Origin of the sequence: Solitalea longa (assembly GCF_002920915.1) — a bacterium.
GTDB classification, from domain to species: Bacteria; Bacteroidota; Bacteroidia; order Sphingobacteriales; family Sphingobacteriaceae; genus Solitalea; species Solitalea longa.
On record NZ_PQVF01000006.1, the window covers coordinates 272,010 to 290,496 of the forward strand.

The following is an 18,487-nucleotide window of genomic DNA, read 5'->3' on the forward strand; positions in this document are numbered from 1 at the left end:
ATAGTTATGAATGCAATATTAAAAAAATCGGTTTTCCTTTTCCTTTTAATGGTTTCGGCGTTGGTTCAGGTTAGAGCTCAGGCACCGGCTACAGATTACTTCTTGTTGGTAGGAACCTATACTGATACAAAAAGTGAAGGGATCTATGTTTATCGTTTTAATCCTGTTACGGCCAAGTTTACTTACGTTAGCACAACTAAATCTGAAAATCCTTCCTATCTGGCCATCTCTCCAAATAAAAAGATCGTTTATGCTGTAAATGAAAATGGAGACAATAAAGGTTCGGTAAGTTCTTTTACCTTTAGCAATAAAACTGGGGCACTAAAATTGGTTAGCAAACAGCCTACAAATGGAAGCCATCCATGTTTTGTTGATGTTGATAACTCAGGAAAAAATGTAATTGCCACCAATTATTCCAGCGGTGATTTCGTGGTTTTTAAGGCCAATGGAGATGGTTCTTTAACCCCGGCGGTACAAACCATTAAAGATGAAGGCAGTGGTGCCGTTGCCGATCGCCAGGAAGCTCCACATGTACACAGTGCTCAATTCTCTCCTGATGGAAACTTTGTGTTTGTAGCTGATCTGGGTAACGACCGTTTTTATAAGTATAATTTTTATCCTGCTAGTCCTTCGGAGGTTTTAACTCCGGCAAGTCCTGCATTTTATTCAGTTCCTGCAGGTTCAGGACCTCGTCACTTTGCGTTTCATCCAAATAGAAAAAACTGCTATTTGTTAAACGAATTAAGCGGTAAACTTATAGCTTACAACTACACACAGGGCGATTTAAAAGAAATTCAATCAATAGTCTCTGATAAAACCCCAGGTGAAAACAATAAAGGTTGTGCAGATATACACTTAACACCTAATGGTAAATTTTTATATACCACCAACCGCGTTACCAGTAATGAGATTGTGGCTTATGGTGTTGGGGTGGATGGAAAGTTAACGGAAGTTGCACGGTACAAAACAGGCACTCACCCTCGCAACTTTGTTATTGATCCATCAGGTAAATTTTTATTGGTAGCCAGCAGAGATAGCAATAGCATTGTTCTTTACAAGATTAACCAGGAAACCGGCAAATTGGAGGAAACGAAAGTTAGCTTAACTATTGACAAACCTGTTTGTTTAAAAATGATCAGAATTGCTAAGTAATTTTAGCTTTACCTATAAATGCAAAAGCGCCCCGGTTTTCGGGGCGCTTTTTTTATTGCTTGGTTTAGAATTAAGAAACGTGTGATTCTTCTGTTTTGATATCCGAATAAATGATATTTACCATGGTGAAGACTGGATTACAATGATCTCAATTGACATTAATTTCAGCATGACCTATAAATGCAAAAGCGTCCTGGTTTTCAGGACGCCTTTTACTCGGTTAAGGTATATTAAAAATTTATGCTACTTCTGATTTAATTTCAGAATAAACAGTATTTACAATGCTTGAAAGCTGCGTTGCATGCGCTTCAATTTCTTTAAGGAGTTTAATTTGCGCTTTGGTGCGTTGCAGGTTATGTTCTTTGAAACTGATCTTGTAATAAACATCATCTTCGAGGTAATCAGTTAAAAAGCGAACCGCCTGCATGTAGGGGAAAAGCAATACACCATGCATCAATGATTCAACTTCAATATCTGTTAAAAAATGGCAGGCTTCTCTTAAATACCCTATGGTGTAAGCCTCAAACAATGGAATATTCAGCTTTATTTTATCGAGTTCTTTCTCATCTTCGGAAGCGGAATTAATGATCGTACGAATAGCATCACCAAAATCATAAGCTACAAATCCGGGCATAACCGTATCTAAATCAATAACGCACTGTACTTCGTCATTCTTGTTGAGCAAAACGTTATTAAACTTAGTATCATTATGGGTTATTCGCAGTGGAAGTTTACCTTCTCTACCCAACTTGAGAATGGTTTTCATCTGCTCTGTACGCGCATTGATATATTCAATTTCTTCTGTAACAATATGTTTTCTTGCCGCGCTATCATTCTCTAAAGCCTGATAAAATCGGTTTAAGCGCATTTCAATGTTTAGGAAGTTCGGTATGGGTTCAATTAGCAGACTGGCATCCAAATCGGCAAGCATTGCCTGAAAACGTCCAAATGCTTTTCCTCCCTCATTAGCCTGCACCTCTTTCTCAACCAGGTCGTAGCTGTTCGTGTCTTTTATAAAATGAAAAATTCTCCAATAGTTGCCCTCTTCATCTTTATAAAATAACTCACCTCTATGTAATGGGACAATTGTTAGTACTTCTGTTGCTGCTGCTGCTTCTGAAAGTTTCGATTTTAGATGATCAGTCACCAATTGGATGTTTTTCATCAACCCAGGCACATTGGTGAAAATGCTATGATTGATCCGCTGCAACAAGTAATCAGGGTATGAATCATTTTCGTTTTTCAGCAAATAAGTATCATTAATATGGCCCGAACCAAATGCTTTTATTTCGATAATTTTTCCTTCTATATTAAATCGATCAATGATCGTTTCAACATTTTTGGGAGTTTGGTGGTTTAAGTTCATGTACTGCACATTTGAAATGAGAAAGTGTATTCTGAAGAGCTTAGCTTAATAAATTTAAATTATTCTTAACAAAGATCAGGGTGGCTATACCCAAATCCTTTAATTGCGCTAATGGTTCAATCTTTACATTTTTTAATTATATGTTTGAATTAAAAAGATGGTTTAAGGACCTCGAAATAAATTAAATATGGGGCAAGATGCGAATTTTGATTAGACCTGCAATGGGGGAACGTAAGGCAAACGTTTGCGGAATTTTTTATTTTTTTAGACAAACGTTTGCGTAAAATATTTCAGCTTTCAATTTATAGGTTTGCCTTCGGGCTATTCAAAATAGCTCCAGCCAACTAAATTGTTTTATATGCTTCGTAGAGATTTTATAAGGAACACAGCAATTGCTGCAGCCGGCATTAGCATTCTTCCGTCGAGAGTGATTTTTGGTAAAGACAATGACAAAGTTCGATTAGGTTTCATTGGAGTAGGCGCGCGTGGGCAAAACCATATTCAGGAAGGTCTTTTACGTAATGACGTTGAAATAGTAGCCATTTGTGATTTGCAGGAATGGGCCCTGAGCGGTACTCGTGAAATGTTTAAAAAGGCGGGCAAAAAATTACCGGTTGAATACACCGGTGGTTTAGATGCTTATAAAAAACTCATCGAGCGTAAGGACATTGATGCTGTGATCATCTCTACTCCATGGCAGTTTCATAAAGATCAGGCAATTGATGCTATGAAAGCCGGCAAATATGTGGGTTGCGAGGTAATTGCAGGTTTAACAATGCAAGATCATTGGGATATTGTTAATACTTCTGAGAAAACAGGGATGCCTTACATGACCCTTGAGAATGTTTGTTACCGCAGGGATGTGATGGCCGCTTTAAACATGGTTCGCAAAGGTTTATTTGGCGAGATCGTGCATTTAGAAGGGGGATACCAGCACGACTTACGCGGAGTATTATTTAATAACGGTAAAGATTGGTACGGAAAAGGTGTGAAATACGGACCGGATGCAATTAGTGAAGCTCAATGGCGTACTCAGTTTAATATCGATCGCCAGGGAGATATTTACCCTACCCATGGTGCCGGCCCGATGATGCAAATGGTAGACATTAACAGAGGTAACCGCTTTACAAACCTGGTTTCGTTTGCATCAAAAGCAAGAGGATTAGGTGCCTATGTAGAAGAACTGGCTCCTGGAAATCCTGCCGCTAAACTTAATTACAAGAACGGTGATATTATTACCACAGTACTTAATTGTGCTAACGGCGAAACCTTAGTGTTAAGTCACGATACGCACTTACCTCGTCCTTATTCATTAGGTTTCAGAGTTCAGGGAACTAAAGGAATTTGGATGGATGTGAACAAATCAGTTTATATCGAAGGTAAGTCTCAAAATTATGACCAGTGGGATTCCACTAAAGAGTGGTTTACTAAGTACGATCACCCACTTTGGAAAAAATATGAAAAAGAAGCTGAAGGTGCGGGTCACGGAGGTATGGATTGGTTCGTGTTTAATGCCTTTGTACAGGCCGTTAAACAGAAAAAACAAACCCCAATTGATGTGTATGATTCGGTAACGATGAGTGCGATAATGCCGCTTTCTGAAAAATCAATTAAAGAAGGTAACGCACCTCAAAAATTCCCTGATTTTACCCGTGGTAAATGGCAAAGTAGGAAGAATGTTTTTGCACTAGACGATAGTGGTTTTTAATTTGAAGTTGAATTGAATTGAATTGAATTTGAATTGGCATCCGGAAGGGAAACCTTTCGGATGTTATTTTATCCCCCCTCTATAAAATCCCATGCATATTTTAGTGAAATTTAAGCTGATAGGTTTACTCGTGTTGGTACTTACCTGTTTCAAAAGCTTTGGAGCTTGTACCAAAATAACTGATCCTAAGGTTACTATCCCGTTTGGAGGCAATGCCTGGATAATCAATAATCCTTCAAACTCCGATGCAGCCTTAATAACTAACCAAGGCGTTACAAACTGGAAATCAGCGAAAAGTGTAATTACCGCTTATATATATGTCGAAAAGACTGGAACATTTGATCTTTCGCTAAAGCTTAAAGTTTTAAAAGGAACTTCAACGATAAAGCTAGAGGTGGCGGGCTCCTCAATCATATTTCAGGCAAGTAATGATACATATGATACGCCAAGAATAGGTACGGTAGTTTTTAAAAAGGCCGGCTATAATATTGTAAAAATTCAAGGCATAAATAAAGCCGGAGATACCTTCGCCGAAGTTTCGGATCTGATTTTAAGTGGGGCATCAGTAAATGATGCGCTAACCTTTACTAAAAATAACGACGATAATTTTTTTCACTGGGGAAGAAGAGGACCCTCGGTTCATTTAAATTACATAGTACCAGAAACGGTAAAAGATCAAGTCGAATGGTTTTACTCCGAAATTACTGTTCCTAAAGGAGATGATCCAGTGGGTTCGTACTATATGTCCAATGGATTTAGTGAAGGATATTTTGGTATCCAGGTGAATTCTCCTACAGAACGCAGAGTTTTATTCTCTGTTTGGAGCCCTTTTAATACCAATGATCCCAAGAGCATTCCTGACAGTATGAAAATTGTTTTACTTAAAAAAGGAATGAATGTGAGGAGTGGGGAATTTGGTAATGAAGGGTCTGGTGGACAGAGTTTCATGGTCTACAATTGGGAAGCTGGTAAAACATATAAATTTCTTACACACGTTAAACCCGTAGATCAGTCGCATACAGAGTACACGTCCTACTTCTTCGATATAAAACAAAATAAATGGTTGTTGCTGGCTAGTTTTAAACGCCCTCAAACGCATACTTACTTAAAGAGCCCACATTCTTTCCTCGAAAACTTTGCACCTGATAAAGGAAATATTGACCGCTTGGCCAATTATGGTAATCAATGGGTAAGAGATATGAATGGAAATTGGTATGAAGTTACGGAAGCGTATCTATCAGCCGACCTTACTGCTCGAAAAGGATATAGAAGAGATTATGCCGGTGGATTGAGTAAGAGCAATACCTCATTTTATATGCGAAATGGCGGATTCTTTAATGAGTCGGTAACTTTAGATCAAAAATTTATTAGAAAGCCGATGAATAAAGAACCCAATATTGATTTTGACGCTTTACCATAGAATGTAAATTTTATAATTACACTTCGCTTATGGCAAATTGTAATCATTTTATAATCAGGCTGAAGCGAATAAATTGTAGACTTCCAAATCTAGATAAGTTTGAATTTGATTGGTGAGAGTCGGTTAATAGCCGGCTCTTTTTTTTACAAATGTTTTATCAGCTCCGAGTCAAAAATTATTTGCTGATTACTCAACGGTTCTGTTGATTCATCTGTTGAGGATTGAGATTCGATGAACGAGAATAAAATTTCAGAAGCCTTTTCTCCCTGCCTGTATGGGAACTGCTCAATAGAAGCTAAAGGACGATTATCCATGTATTCCCAAATAGGCAAATTTGCGAAGCTTATAATACTAACATCTTTATTTATTACAAGTCCATGTTTTTTGGCAATGGCAATAGCATCTAAAGCTACGTAATCGTTAAAGGTGATAATTGCCGTAGGCCGGTCTTTTAATTCAAGCAAAGAGCTGGTTGCCTGTTGGTTACTTTCTTTTGAAAGGCTCGAAGAAACCATTAATTTTTCATCAGGTTTAATATTGTTGTCGGTTAAACCTTTAAGATAAGTTTCTTTACGCTGGTTACTGGCAATTAGTTGGTCTGGGCCATTGATCAAGCCAATTTTTCGGTGTCCTTGCTCTATTAGCAGGTTTAACGCCTGTAATAAACCACTTTCCAAATTACAAGCCACATAACTGATATCTTTTTTTTCGGGTATACGATCAAAAAATACAATTGGGATATGATATTTAGTGAGCTGGTCAAAATGGTCGTAGTTATCGGTATTCTTTGTAATGGAAACGATCATTCCGTCAACCCGATGTGTTTTCATTGTTTCGATGATCCTCTTTTCTCTTTCAGGATCATCGAGTGACTGGCCCAATAGCACGTTATAGTTTTTGGTGGCTGCAAAGTCTTCAATCCCACTGATTGCTGTTGAGAAGAAGGCTTCCGACAAATTGGGTAATACTACGCCAATGGTATATGTTTTACGCTGTTTAAAGGAAATAGCGGTGAGATTGGGTTCGTAACCAAGCTCTTCTGCCAATTTATGAACTCTGTAAGTGGTAATATAACCAATGCTCGGATGGTTGTGTAATGCTCGCGAAACGGTAGAAGTAGAAACCTTCAAGCGTTTGGCAATTTCTTTAATAGTAGGAAGTTTATCGCGCTGCATTTTTTATCAGTAACTGTTTTAATTGCTCTAATAGCCTTTTAAACTTATTAGAGAATTGAAAATTAACATTTCTTTAGTGGTGCAAATTTTTCAGTCAGCCTCCATAAAATGGCCGTTTCTGTTTTATTTATTACCTGTTGTATTTAAAATGAATATAATAATATACGGTTTTGGTGCTACAAATATTGTTAATTAAATTAAATCCGTGTTTCCCTTAATAAGTTCAGTATTTTTGTTGCTTTAAGTTTAAACAAAGAAGATCGTGTCGTTAGATAAATTAAAACTAAGCAAGCCGCTAGCATCGGCAATGATAGAAGCAGGTTTTACCTCTGCCCGTCAGATTCAGGAAAAAGTTGTTTCGCGTATCATTGGCGGACAGGATGTGATTGCTTTAGCCCCTGAGGGGAGCGGTAAAACTACCGCCTACATTATTGGTATCTTGCTAAAACTGAGATACCCTATTGATGAACCTCCGCGGGCTTTGGTTTTAGTACCTAACGCTGAACAGATCGTTGAGGTGGTTGAACAATTTCAACTGTTGAATAAAAATAAACTGGTTATTCACGGCTGTTCACCAACAGGGGGAATTCAATCGCAGATTAATGCTATTGCCGAAGGTTGTGATGTGGTAGTTACCACACCCGACAGGGCGAAGGCGCTCTATATGAAAGCTGGAATTAACGCCAATAAGGTTCAGGTGATGGTGATTGATAATGCCGATCAGATGATCAAAAATGGCATGCAATTGCCTATTTATGAATTAGGAAGAGGCTTTTTAAAGTGCCAGCATTTGGTGTTTACCGAAGTGATGCACGATAAGTTGAATAATCTGCTGGAACCGTTTATGAAACTACCGGCAACAATAGAAGTTACGGATCTTCCAACACCTTCTGTTGAAACGATTGAGCAGATCTTATATCACGTTCCTAATTATAAAACTAAACTTAACCTGATCAATTTACTCATGAGTGATGACGAGTACTTTACCAAGGTTATTGTTTTTGTAAACACCCGCTTTACGGCTCAAAAGTTATTTAAAAGCTTGGATAAGCGAATTCCAGGGGCGGTAGCATTGCTGAAGCCAATGTTTTTTGATATTCCGGGTTTTAAAAATATCAATGATTTTAAGGCCGACGAAAAATCAAGAGTATTTATTGTTTCAAATGAAGATGAGGTGGAAGAAGAGTTAAACGGAATACCATTCATTTTGCATTTTGATTTGCCGGAAGAGAAAAAGGTATTCATCAACCGGGTGGTGAAGCCTGCTACAGATGATGAAGCTATCGCCCTCACTTTTTCTACCGATATTGAATTAACCCTGATCAATAAGATCGAGCAAACCGTTGGTAAGAAAATGGAGCTGGTAGATTTGCCTGCAGGCTTGATCATTGAGAACAATCCGAATAAAGAAAAGGCTGCTCAGAAGAAGGTACAACGGAAAAAAGAGGAAGAGGAATTCATTGGAACTGCCTTCCACGAAAAAAAGGCAAAGAATGCTAAGGATTACAATTTCAGTTCTAAAGAAAAGGCTAAAATGAAATATAAGTACAGGTAATATTTTATGCCAGATAGCGAAGACTACCATCAATTACTGCAGTTCAGCACCCGCGATTTAAGTGTGGCAAAGCCCAACCTGCCAGTCTTTAATTCACCGGAAGAACAGTTTCAGCAATTGCGTAAACTGATAATTGAACGAATTATAGTGTTGATGGATAGCAACTTTTCTTCATTAATAAATTTATTGTATCGGGCCGATGTGGATGAGTTCAAACTCAAAAAAGCATTGGCCGAAAACCCTGATAACCCTGCCGAAATCATAGCTGATGCCTATATCCAGCGTCAGCTTCAAAAAATAGAAACCCGCAAGAAATACCGAAAGTAAAATCAACTGAAATAGCCTAAATTAATAGAAAATTAATTCTATTGATTATGTTCAACTATCGGATAAGGGCTGTTTTGCTCATTCAGTTGCTGGTTCTTTTTGTTGCACAGTGCTTTGCTCAGTATATTCCCGATCGCGATTTAAAGGAGCTTTTTAGAGATGTTCAGCTTCAGAAAATATTTGCCGATTCAAAAACCTTTGCCGATTGTTCTCCCATTAACTCCAGCGATTCAATTCTAAAAGCCTATAGGATTGCCAAACAACAACCGGGTTTTGCCCTTAAGAGTTTTGTTGAAAAAAGCTTTACACTCCCTCCAGCCAAAACACCTTTTCAAACCCAGAGCTCATTTTTACCTATAGATGATCATTTACAGGAATTATGGAAAGTTCTTCAACGTCATCAGCAAAATTCAGTCGGAACATTGATCGGATTGCCAAAACCTTACATTGTTCCGGGAGGAAGGTTCAATGAGATTTACTACTGGGACAGCTACTTTACCATGTTGGGTTTAAAGGCTTCAGGGAAGGTGGATCTGATTGAAGATATGGTGGATAATTTTGCCTATTTGATCGATCAATACGGACATATTCCAAACGGAAACCGCACTTATTATCTAAGCCGATCACAACCTCCTTATTTTTCCCTGATGGTTGAATTGTTGGCTGAAATAAAGGGGACATCTGTGTATGCTCAATATTTACCACAGCTTTTAGCTGAATACACCTTTTGGATGAAAGGATCGGAGCAATCAAAAACAACTAATAGGGTAGTGAAATTACCGGATGGGAGCATCTTAAACCGCTATTGGGATGATGCAGCCACACCCAGGGCCGAATCTTATCGTGAAGATGTGGAGTTGGCCAATGAAAGCAAAAAACCAGTAGTTTTATATCGGAATATCCGCGCTGCCTGTGAATCGGGATGGGATTTTAGCAGCCGTTGGTTTAAAGATGGAATAAGCTTAGGTTCTATCCATACCACCGAAATTATTCCTGTTGATTTAAACTGTTTATTGTTTCAGCTCGAAATAACTATCGCAAAGGCTTATCAACAAAAAGGAGAAACTACCAAGGCCTCCTTGTATAATCAAAGGGCTGAAAAGCGAAGGAAAGCGATTTTGAAATATTGCTGGAGTGAAAAAGTAGGTTTTTTTATGGATTATGATTTTATAGGACATAAGCCAACTTCAGCGTTTACACTTGCTGGTTTGTTTCCCCTGTTTTTTAAAATAGCTGATGCTCAACAAGCGAATGAAGTTGCCGATAAAGTAAACCGTTACTTTTTGTTTAATGGCGGACTTGCAACTACCGTTACGCTTAGCTCTCAGCAATGGGATGCTCCAAATGGCTGGGCTCCCTTGCAATGGATAGGGTATAAAGGGTTAAAAAATTACGGTCAAACCGCATTGGCTGATTCTGTAAAAGTAAAGTGGATCCGGACTGTTGAACGTCAATATTATCAATCAGGTAAGTTGCTGGAAAAGTATAATGTGTTGTATCCTGAAATTCCTGGCGGTGGCGGTGAATATCCAACCCAGGATGGCTTTGGTTGGACGAATGGGGTGTATCTGCAAATGAAAAAGGAGTAATTACGATATTTGTAAACAGCATAAATATATCAGATAAATGAAAATATACGCGACTGAAATCTGAAGACAATGAATATTAAGCCAATTAAATCGGAAAAGGATTATAATGATGCAATGAAAAGACTTGAATTTCTTTTTGATGCAAAAAAGGGTTCGTTGGAAGGAGATGAATTGGAAATTCTTGGAATACTGATTGATCAATTTGAAAAGGAGCATTTTCCTGTAGGGTTACCCGATCCGGTTGAAGCCATTAAGTTCAGAATGGAAAAATTGAATTACAGCCAATCGGATTTGGCAAAAATCATTGGGTTAAAGAGCCGTGCCAGTGAAATTCTGAATAAGAAAAGAAAATTGTCATTGGAAATGATACGTCAGCTTCATGAAAAGTTGAATATTCCAACTGATGTTTTAATTCAAATCTATTAAATGATAAAACCACAGCGTTGCACTGAGTAACACATCGTTTTAAACTCTGATAAACACTGCACAACTCTGTGGTCATTCTTTTTTATTTGTTTGCCATTTGCATGTTCCAAACACCGCTTTTGGCTGTTTCTTGAGCGTATACCGAGAAGTCTTTAGCTTTTCTTCCCAATACTTTCTCAATGTCGTTAGTTACCGAAGAATTTCGTCCGTCGAGCACTTCTGTAAAGAGGTAGTTTACCAACCAGATAATTTCTTCCGGAACCTGGTAATCACGAAGCATAGCAGTATAGTCTTCCAACGAAAGTCCTTCAAACTGAATTTTTCTTCCGGTGGCATTGGCAATTTCAGCAACAGCCTGTCCAAATGTTAGCAGGCGAGGGCCGGTAAGCTCATAAACCTGCCCATTGTGCTTATCGTTGATCAGTGCCTGTACAACAACGTCAGCAATATCATCGGCATCGGTAAACGGTTCCTGTGCCTCGGCTCTAGGCAAAGCCACATATCCGGCTAGCACCGGTTCAAGGAAAATACTTTCGCTAAAATTTTGATTGAACCAGCTTGATCGAACAATGGTCCAGTTGAGAGCTGTATTCATTACCACTTGTTCGCAGGCCTGGGCTTCCTTTTCGCCACGGCCCGAAAGCAACACCATTTTGGTAATGCCGTTTTCAGCAGCAAGGGTAGTGAAATTACGAATGGCGTCTACCGACGAGGGAATGGCCAAATCAGGCTGAAAGGTGATGTAAACGGAATCCATTCCAGCTATGGCGTCTAACCATGTTGCGGGATTTTCCCAATCAAAAGGAGGGTTTGCATTTCTTGATCCGATACGGAGATCGGTATGTCCTAACTGAGTTAATTGTTCAGCAACCCTGCGACCTGTTTTTCCTGTGCCGCCTAGGATTAAAATTTTGTTACTTTTCATGACGAGAATGTTTTTATCTGTGATACAATCAAAGTTGCTATAGTATTGATAAAAACATTTATCGGAAAGGAACTATTATTTGTTCGAAAAGGAGTTTTGTTTTACTTCATTGGGCCGAACCCCAAACTTCTTCTGAAAAGCGTTAGAAAAGGAACTTAAGCTTTCATAACCCACATACCATGCGGTTTCTTGTACGCCCATTTCACTGTTTCCCAGCAACTCATAGGCTTTGCTTAAGCGTTCCTCCTGCAGGTATTTAAAAACGGGTAGACCAAATAACTCCCGGAATTTTGTTTTTAGCTTATTATTATTCAAGCCCACCAGTTTCGACAATTCATTTAATGATGGAGGTTTTGAAATGTTATTGATAACAATATCCCTTGCCTGAAACAATTTGTCTTTGTCAAATGAATTAATGTCGCCTTTCTTTTCACTTTCAAGCAATGCAAAGTAGTGGGAGAGTAGCTCATTTACCTGGCTTTTCAGAAACATGATCCGGGTGTTACCGCTGTAAGTATTGTTAAAGATCTTTTGAACTGCATTTTGCATATCGCGGGTCATGTAAAATTCCGGGCCTTTTACAAAATGTTCAGTGGGGTTTAATAATTGGGGTAAATGCTCCTGAAAAATGTCTTTCTCTGCCTGCGGCAATGTTTGCATGGTTTTGATCCTGGCAAATATGCTAATGGACTGAAGTGGCCTATCAGGAGCGATTTTATGCGAGAAGCCAACCTTTTCATTGCCAAAAAATGAAACAGCTAACCCTGTGGTATTGGTCAGGTATTTGGTTTGACCATTATGTTTAATTTCCAGCTCAACATTCCCCGATCCGTAAAAGGCAAAACCTATCACATCTCCATCCATTTCACATTTTTGAACAAATGTTTTTGAAGCATTTGATTGCTCAATCAGCACAATGAGATTGTTAAACTCTAAAATGTCGGTAGTCATTACAGTAAACAGCTAAGCATTTATGCAGCGCTCCCTTCCAAGGGTTTGATATTATTTATTTCTTTCTCTTTCTGATTTTTCTCTTCTTCGAGATCATAATCATTCTGAAGCCCCAGCCAAAATTTGGCACTTGTTCCGAAAAATTTGGAGAATCGCAATGCGGTATCAGCTGTTATTCTACGATTACCTTTTATGATCTCAGAAATGCGTGTTTGTGGGAGAAAAGTTTCTTTCGCCAATCGATAGGCCGAAATTTCCATTGGAATTAAGAATTCCTCTAAAAGTATTTTCCCTGGATGAATATTTTCAAGCTTTTCCATGCCTGTATAATTAATGATAATCAACTATTTTAATTTCGTAAGCATCATTATTAATCCATTGAAAGATGATTCTCCATTGATTGTTAATGCGAATGCTGTAATGATCTTGAAGATCTCCTTTTAATTTTTCCAATCTGTTGGCAGGTGGGATTCTTAGGTCATTTATATCATGAGCATTATTGATCATTCTAAGTTTCCGTCGTGCAACATCCTGAATTTCGTTTGGCAATTTTTTCGACCGAATCCCATTCCAAATTTTTTCGGATTCTTTATCGCCAAAGGTTTTGATCATTGATAATGAGTTACGTTACTAACGTTAAAGGTAAGTATTTGTTTTTTTATGGACAAGTTTGCTGGTTGGTAATACTTTAAATCAATGAAGCATGTTTCTCACTCTCTGAAAAATTAAACATAGTAGCGTTTCTTAAGATTGCTTATTATAAAATGGGACTTTTAACAAGCATTAAGGCATTGATTATGGTTTCCGCGCCCGCAGTTCACGAAATGTTTTTGTTTTTTCGTCAAATAAGTAAATAATAGGCTTGCAATGCGAACAATCAAAATAGAAGCCACTCGTGTCAGGAGGGTTAACTATTAACATTCTACTACTTACTTTAAAGTCATATCCTACAGATGCGCTGGGAGAATCATATATTTTTCCTGTTTTTCTATCTATTAATAAACTGCTCTGACAAGGAGAACCACATCCCCAAAAAACAAAGGAATAATGTCCAGCAAAATTTGCTGTGTCCGCACGATAACCTTCTCGAAGGTTAGTTCGAAAGTTATTTGCCTCATTGTTTGATTTTAAATCAAGATTTGCATATTTCTCATGGTCAATTTTATCAACCGGGAAATCTTCAAATCCTATATATAGTTCAAATTTTAAGTAAGCATGTGAGATTTTACTTCTATCAATTGTACTGTCCCCATATAGTCGAACATTTTCTGTTTCGTAAATAACGCCATTAATTGTTTTTGGGGAAGTTTTATTTAAATCACTTCTTGGTCTAATGGAAATTGAAATACTGTCTTTCGCTGCAGTGTCCTTTGTCTTTTGTTTGTCGTAACAACTATTGCCAAGTATTAAAAAAGTCAGTGCGTACACAATGTTCTTCATATATTTCTGACTAAGGGTTTTCATTTATTGGCTTAGTGTAATAATTCTTAAAAGAACCAGTGGGTATTTATTTAATTGGTTCTCCATTGAAATATTTTCTATTCTTATCCTTAGCGTCAATTGTGTCAAGGTTTAGGAGTGTGAATGTTTTAGGATCAGCACCTTTAATTTTCTGCAATCCATAATAAACATTTTTGTCATCTATAAAATAACAATTACTGCAATTCCAACAACCTCGTTCCGGGTTCAATACTTTAATTGTCTTAGGATCGGCTCCGTCTATTTTAGAAAAATCCTCAGGTGGTCCACCATAAAAAACAGATTTTTTGTCTGTTCCACCAGCAATACTATCAAATGGAACAAATGTTTTAGGGTCTGCTCCAACAACCTCAACTGGATATTCACCATCTGAATTACCCCACCATAAATAGACTTTCCCTCTAGTTATAAAAAATCCATCTTTTACTGTTCGAAATGTTTTCAAATCAAAAAAGTCTGTTATGTCTTTAAAGTATTGGGTGGTGAGTAAAGTATCCTCACTTATCGTTCTGAAACATGCAGTCAATTTGTAAATCTTGTTTTTATTGTCCTTATAGATATTGTCGACTATTTTTTTATAGCTAATTGTGTCGTCAACTGGATCAACAAACATTTCTTTATGCTTTTTATCCTGGACAAACTCCACCAGATTGTTGCCTGGCAAATTTCTATGAACATTAGGTTTTTGTTTTTGCCCGCAAGCTGTTAAAATCGCAAAAAGTGTAAATGATAATATAAGAAGTGATAATCTCATCATAGTGCTGCCTAATGTTTTTCATTTATTGGTTTAATGTAAGAATAAACCGCTTTTTTCTCTCTCCGTTTAGTTTTTATTCCTATGCTAAACCTTAGCGGGAGAGGTGATTTTTTCAATATATGTTGAATTGCCGTTAATGTTAAAGCTGGCCAATGGTTGTCTGGTATCAAGGTTTATCTCATGCATTGGTTTTTAATTAACCCTTTGTTCAATTATTTCCGTCATCTTAATTTTTCCGTTGCCTGAAACTTTACCAGTCATAAAACGAATATACTTTTTCATTGTATTTTCCTTTGGACCGATACTGTCACATTCGCAGCTCCGTATGGAGTCAACCGAATATATTGTCATGTCTTGATTTATTTTAATGCTCTCCTTACACCAAAAACAGCAATCGGAGCCACAACCACCTACTCCTAAATATTGCTCATTTATTCTTTGTCCTTTCTTTGAAAATGTTGTAAGGACAGGAACTAACATTTCAGCTGGTGCAAGCCAAATAATTTTGTACGTTTTGCTTGTATCAGGAAGTAGTCCATAGCTCCATATCTCGTTTGGATATTCAGAATTAATGAAAGTATTGTCTTTCTCGTTTAGTCTTTTTAGTGAGGAAGTTGCTTGGATTTCGTCTGTATTTATTGTCAGAGGTAGTGATAACACTTTAAACTTCCTTATGAATTGTCTAAAGTTTGTTTGATTTATGGCGCTAATTGTCTTTTCATTTGAGTCTTTCCCCGAATTTGTCGAACAACTTAGAAGTAAGAAAAGGGGAAGGATATGGAAATATTTTAAAAATTTCATTGTCTAATGGTCGATGGCTGGTGTTTGAACTTGCTGGTAACGTTAAAAATTGTCGAAAGCGCGATGTAAACACCTTTATATTTTCGTCAAATAAGCTTTCGGTTATAAACATCTTCAACTCGGTCTTTTAACAGTACAATTAATTCAGTCTGCATATAGTCATAGTCGTCGGGAATGTATAGGCATACAATTTTCTTGTTTTTATAGATGTCAGGAAAATGTTCTCTTATATGATTCCTATGGTGTTTTTCCATTACCACAACGCTGTCTGCCCAGTTCAATAATTCTGATGTTAAAACTGTGTTTGCGGTTTTATCTGTTCCTGCTGACTTTACTTCAAAACGATTGTCATTCTCGTAAATTTTATGTGCAGTTGCACTTCTCATTCTATTAATAGTGCATACAAATAGCAGTTTTAATTTTTCTTCGCTTGGCATATTCTAACTATCTCTATTGTCTTTTCAAAATTGTCAATGGAGTCGAACGTTTTGCACATTTGTAATGGTTGGGAGTTACAGCGTAAATGTTAATTCGAAGAACAGAACTTCAATAACCACAAACTGTCTGCTGATCAAGAAACCCATCATATTGCAAATGTGCTATTACCTGCAGGCTTTCTGTCGTTAGTCAAGTTGTATCTCAATTATATTTCTCATGGTGTCAATGTTGAGCCAGTTTTGTTTATCGGGGCTTGGAACACATTCTTTTATGTCCAAGTTTCTGGCAAATCGACTTAATGCTTTTTTCCCAAACTTTAAAATCAATTCATATTGAGTTTGTCCGTTTTGGCCAAGAAATGCTTTTAGCGAAACTTGTCTATTGTCATTTACAAATTTTTGAGAATAACAACTGTCAGGCTGGTTTAATAAGACACCGTCACACCAATATCCTTTTATTTGGTCATAATTTGATTGTTCAAAGGCTTTACAGATTTCATATTCTAAATATTCGCAAAAATCCTGATCTAGCATTTTTATTTATTTTAGTTGTCCATGAGTGATAAACAAGTTTGCAGCCAACCAATTACCCCATCAACTCCTTCATCAGCTTGTTAAAAGCTTCTTTTAGTTCAGCCAGTTCGATTTCAACTTTTTCTAAACGGGCTTCGAGTTCAGCTACTGGTTTGCTGGCAATAGGCATATCCGGTTCATCCTCTTCTTCAATAGATGGTGTTCCTCCCAATAGGTGCATGTAACGCGCTTCTTTTTGTCCTATGCGTTTAGGCATTTGAACAACAAATTGAAGTTCGGGGTTGGAAAGTTTTTCCAGGATCTCCTGAATTTCTTCCAATGACTCGTATTCATACATTCTTCCGGAGTTGGTATTTAACTCACCAGGAGTTTGTGGTCCACGAAGAAGAAGAAGACAGATGATACTTACTTCGGCTGGAACTATTGGAAAAACGATTCCCAGGTTATGCTTGTATTTAATGGAACGGCTGCTTCCTCCGGTGGCGGTAGAAACCAGGCCTTTCTTTTTCAGGATATTTAACGCTTCAATAATGGTGTCATCATCAAAGTTAACAACCGGCTTTCGCGCCGATTTTTGGTTGCAGGCTGCAGCCAAACTGTTAAGCGTTAATGGATAATATTCAGGTGTGGTCCTGCTTTTTTCAATCAATGCACCCAAAACACGCTGCTCAACAGCATCTAATAAAGGTAAGGTTTGTGATTCCATGCCTAAAGATAAAAAACAGTTTTATTGCTCAAAATTGATTTGCCAATATCGCCATTTGGTTAATTAATAGGCATAGTACAAAAAAAGAGGTTCCTTAATAAAAGAAACCTCTTCAAAATATCAGAGGAGATGGGTTAGTCTTGCATTAATTTTTCGATCTCATGATCGATACGGAATAATCCGGTGCCTTCAGTGCCAATTAGTTCGTAAAGCTCAATGGCTCTGCGGGCAGTTTGTTCTTCTTCGAGTTGTTCATCCAAAAACCAGTCTAAGAATTTCGCGGTTTGAAAATCTTTTGATTTATGGCACTGGTCAACAATTCTATTAAAGTTTTCAGTGATCTTAATTTCCATTTCAAGCGCCATAATCAACAAGTCATGTAAGTTGTTAAAGTTCTTTGGTACATTTTTAACCTCTGGAGAAGCAGGGTGGCCACCGGCATCGTTAACGAAGTCGAAGATCTTCATCATATGAGTGCGTTCTTCGGCAGATTGATGACGATAGAATTTTGCCGCACCTTGTAATCCCTGAACATTGCACCAAGCCGACATGGCTAAATAAGCTGCTGATGAATGAGCTTCCATTGCAATTTGCTCGTTCAAAAGCTCTTCGATATTTTCTTGTAATGAGGTTTTAAGTCTTAATGAAGTTTTCATGGCATTATTATTTATATAGCAATTTACAGCATAGAAATAATAATGTTTGTATTAAACAGCAATTTGGAAATTTTATAAATAAGGTAGAAAGGAGTTTAGTAAACTGCCAATTCTTCTTCTGAAGGGATATTTAAGTTGTATTCCATACTTACGCCCGAACGGGTAAGTACATCTTTTAGTGAAAAATAGAAATGCGCAGTATTCAGTAAATCGCGTAAACGGAGGGTTTCCGTTAGATCGTAAATAGTTGATTTGCTTCGGATGGTGAAACTGAATTGGTGAAAATCATCGTCGGTATTGGTGTCTAATAAAATTCCTTCCCAGTCAATGTCGTTAACACGCTGACGCAGCAATAAAAATTCGCAGATACGTAATGATGACTTCTTTCCATTTACTTCTAACAATAAACCGGCTTTAGCTGCATCAATGTAAATTCCGCCTAACTCGTTCTTGCACACTAATTTCATGGCTACAAAAATACATTTATTTAGATTGGTTACAAATAGAAAGAAGAATAATTAAA

At 37.5% G+C, this 18,487-nt stretch carries 21 protein-coding genes; 7 read left to right on the forward strand and 14 right to left on the reverse strand.

The genetic code is table 11. From position 1 onward, the window contains the following. The first annotated feature begins 6 nt into the window (after window positions 1-6). Window positions 7-1,152, forward strand: a complete 1,146-nt coding sequence (locus C3K47_RS10285; protein WP_103789040.1) for a lactonase family protein — start codon at window positions 7-9, stop codon at window positions 1,150-1,152. A 238-nt stretch (window positions 1,153-1,390) separates the two neighbouring features. Here the strand turns inward: C3K47_RS10285 and C3K47_RS10290 are convergent, their stop codons facing one another. Continuing rightward, window positions 1,391-2,518 (reverse strand): phosphotransferase enzyme family protein, encoded by a 1,128-nt coding sequence (locus tag C3K47_RS10290; RefSeq protein ID WP_207765275.1) that lies wholly within the window; start codon window positions 2,516-2,518, stop codon window positions 1,391-1,393. A 358-nt stretch (window positions 2,519-2,876) separates the two neighbouring features. Between C3K47_RS10290 and C3K47_RS10295 the strand changes: the two genes are divergently transcribed. Further along, window positions 2,877-4,226, forward strand: a complete 1,350-nt coding sequence (locus C3K47_RS10295; protein ID WP_103789042.1) for a Gfo/Idh/MocA family protein — start codon at window positions 2,877-2,879, stop codon at window positions 4,224-4,226. 91 nt (window positions 4,227-4,317) lie between these two features. Next, a complete protein-coding gene (locus C3K47_RS10300) occupies window positions 4,318-5,646 on the forward strand; it encodes a DUF3472 domain-containing protein (protein ID WP_103789043.1) in 1,329 nt (442 codons plus the stop codon). Window positions 5,647-5,789: 143 nt separating this feature from the next. On the opposite strand, the gene C3K47_RS10305 is transcribed toward C3K47_RS10300, so the two are convergent. Then, entirely contained in the window at window positions 5,790-6,821 is a 1,032-nt protein-coding gene (locus C3K47_RS10305; RefSeq protein ID WP_103789044.1) for a LacI family DNA-binding transcriptional regulator, read from the reverse strand. 262 nt (window positions 6,822-7,083) lie between these two features. Here C3K47_RS10305 and C3K47_RS10310 point away from each other — a divergent pair, with 262 nt between their 5' ends. From C3K47_RS10310 to C3K47_RS10325, 4 genes are all read left to right on the forward strand, one after another. Continuing rightward, the gene (locus tag C3K47_RS10310; protein ID WP_103789045.1) at window positions 7,084-8,376 is read left to right on the forward strand and encodes a DEAD/DEAH box helicase; all 1,293 of its coding nucleotides are present in this window, start codon (window positions 7,084-7,086) and stop codon (window positions 8,374-8,376) included. A gap of 6 nt (window positions 8,377-8,382) precedes the next feature. Continuing rightward, a complete protein-coding gene (locus tag C3K47_RS10315; protein WP_243392534.1) occupies window positions 8,383-8,703 on the forward strand; it encodes a hypothetical protein in 321 nt (106 codons plus the stop codon). A gap of 47 nt (window positions 8,704-8,750) precedes the next feature. Further along, window positions 8,751-10,292: an alpha,alpha-trehalase TreF gene (gene treF / locus C3K47_RS10320; RefSeq protein WP_103789046.1), complete on the forward strand. Its 1,542-nt coding sequence runs from the start codon at window positions 8,751-8,753 to the stop codon at window positions 10,290-10,292. Between the two features lie 69 nt (window positions 10,293-10,361). Next, window positions 10,362-10,718: a helix-turn-helix domain-containing protein gene (locus tag C3K47_RS10325; protein WP_103789047.1), complete on the forward strand. Its 357-nt coding sequence runs from the start codon at window positions 10,362-10,364 to the stop codon at window positions 10,716-10,718. 82 nt (window positions 10,719-10,800) lie between these two features. On the opposite strand, the gene C3K47_RS10330 is transcribed toward C3K47_RS10325, so the two are convergent. The 12 genes from C3K47_RS10330 to C3K47_RS10385 all read right to left on the reverse strand — a co-directional run bounded on the left by C3K47_RS10330 (window position 10,801) and on the right by C3K47_RS10385 (window position 18,431). Then, window positions 10,801-11,643 carry an NAD(P)H-binding protein gene (locus C3K47_RS10330; RefSeq protein WP_103789048.1) on the reverse strand — a complete coding sequence of 281 codons (843 nt, stop codon included), beginning with the start codon at window positions 11,641-11,643 and terminating at the stop codon, window positions 10,801-10,803. 75 nt (window positions 11,644-11,718) lie between these two features. Further along, window positions 11,719-12,594 carry a helix-turn-helix domain-containing protein gene (locus C3K47_RS10335; RefSeq protein ID WP_103789049.1) on the reverse strand — a complete coding sequence of 292 codons (876 nt, stop codon included), beginning with the start codon at window positions 12,592-12,594 and terminating at the stop codon, window positions 11,719-11,721. Window positions 12,595-12,614: 20 nt separating this feature from the next. Then, the gene (locus C3K47_RS10340) at window positions 12,615-12,914 is read right to left on the reverse strand and encodes a HigA family addiction module antitoxin (protein WP_103789109.1); all 300 of its coding nucleotides are present in this window, start codon (window positions 12,912-12,914) and stop codon (window positions 12,615-12,617) included. Window positions 12,915-12,924: 10 nt separating this feature from the next. Continuing rightward, on the reverse strand, window positions 12,925-13,206 hold the full coding sequence (locus C3K47_RS10345; RefSeq protein WP_103789050.1) for a type II toxin-antitoxin system RelE/ParE family toxin: 282 nt from the start codon (window positions 13,204-13,206) through the stop codon (window positions 12,925-12,927). A gap of 183 nt (window positions 13,207-13,389) precedes the next feature. Then, entirely contained in the window at window positions 13,390-14,034 is a 645-nt protein-coding gene (locus tag C3K47_RS10350) for a hypothetical protein (RefSeq protein WP_133159363.1), read from the reverse strand. A 67-nt stretch (window positions 14,035-14,101) separates the two neighbouring features. Then, on the reverse strand, window positions 14,102-14,830 hold the full coding sequence (locus tag C3K47_RS10355; protein WP_103789052.1) for a DKNYY domain-containing protein: 729 nt from the start codon (window positions 14,828-14,830) through the stop codon (window positions 14,102-14,104). Between the two features lie 192 nt (window positions 14,831-15,022). Next, window positions 15,023-15,631, reverse strand: a complete 609-nt coding sequence (locus C3K47_RS10360; protein ID WP_103789053.1) for a hypothetical protein — start codon at window positions 15,629-15,631, stop codon at window positions 15,023-15,025. 86 nt (window positions 15,632-15,717) lie between these two features. After that, window positions 15,718-16,017: a protein tyrosine phosphatase gene (locus C3K47_RS10365; protein ID WP_207765276.1), complete on the reverse strand. Its 300-nt coding sequence runs from the start codon at window positions 16,015-16,017 to the stop codon at window positions 15,718-15,720. 237 nt (window positions 16,018-16,254) lie between these two features. Continuing rightward, entirely contained in the window at window positions 16,255-16,602 is a 348-nt protein-coding gene (locus C3K47_RS10370) for a hypothetical protein (protein ID WP_103789055.1), read from the reverse strand. A gap of 52 nt (window positions 16,603-16,654) precedes the next feature. Continuing rightward, window positions 16,655-17,308 (reverse strand): YceH family protein, encoded by a 654-nt coding sequence (locus tag C3K47_RS10375; RefSeq protein WP_103789056.1) that lies wholly within the window; start codon window positions 17,306-17,308, stop codon window positions 16,655-16,657. A gap of 134 nt (window positions 17,309-17,442) precedes the next feature. Then, window positions 17,443-17,964 carry a ferritin gene (locus C3K47_RS10380; protein ID WP_103789057.1) on the reverse strand — a complete coding sequence of 174 codons (522 nt, stop codon included), beginning with the start codon at window positions 17,962-17,964 and terminating at the stop codon, window positions 17,443-17,445. A gap of 95 nt (window positions 17,965-18,059) precedes the next feature. Next, entirely contained in the window at window positions 18,060-18,431 is a 372-nt protein-coding gene (locus tag C3K47_RS10385; protein ID WP_103789058.1) for a hypothetical protein, read from the reverse strand. Window positions 18,432-18,487 lie beyond the last annotated feature (56 nt).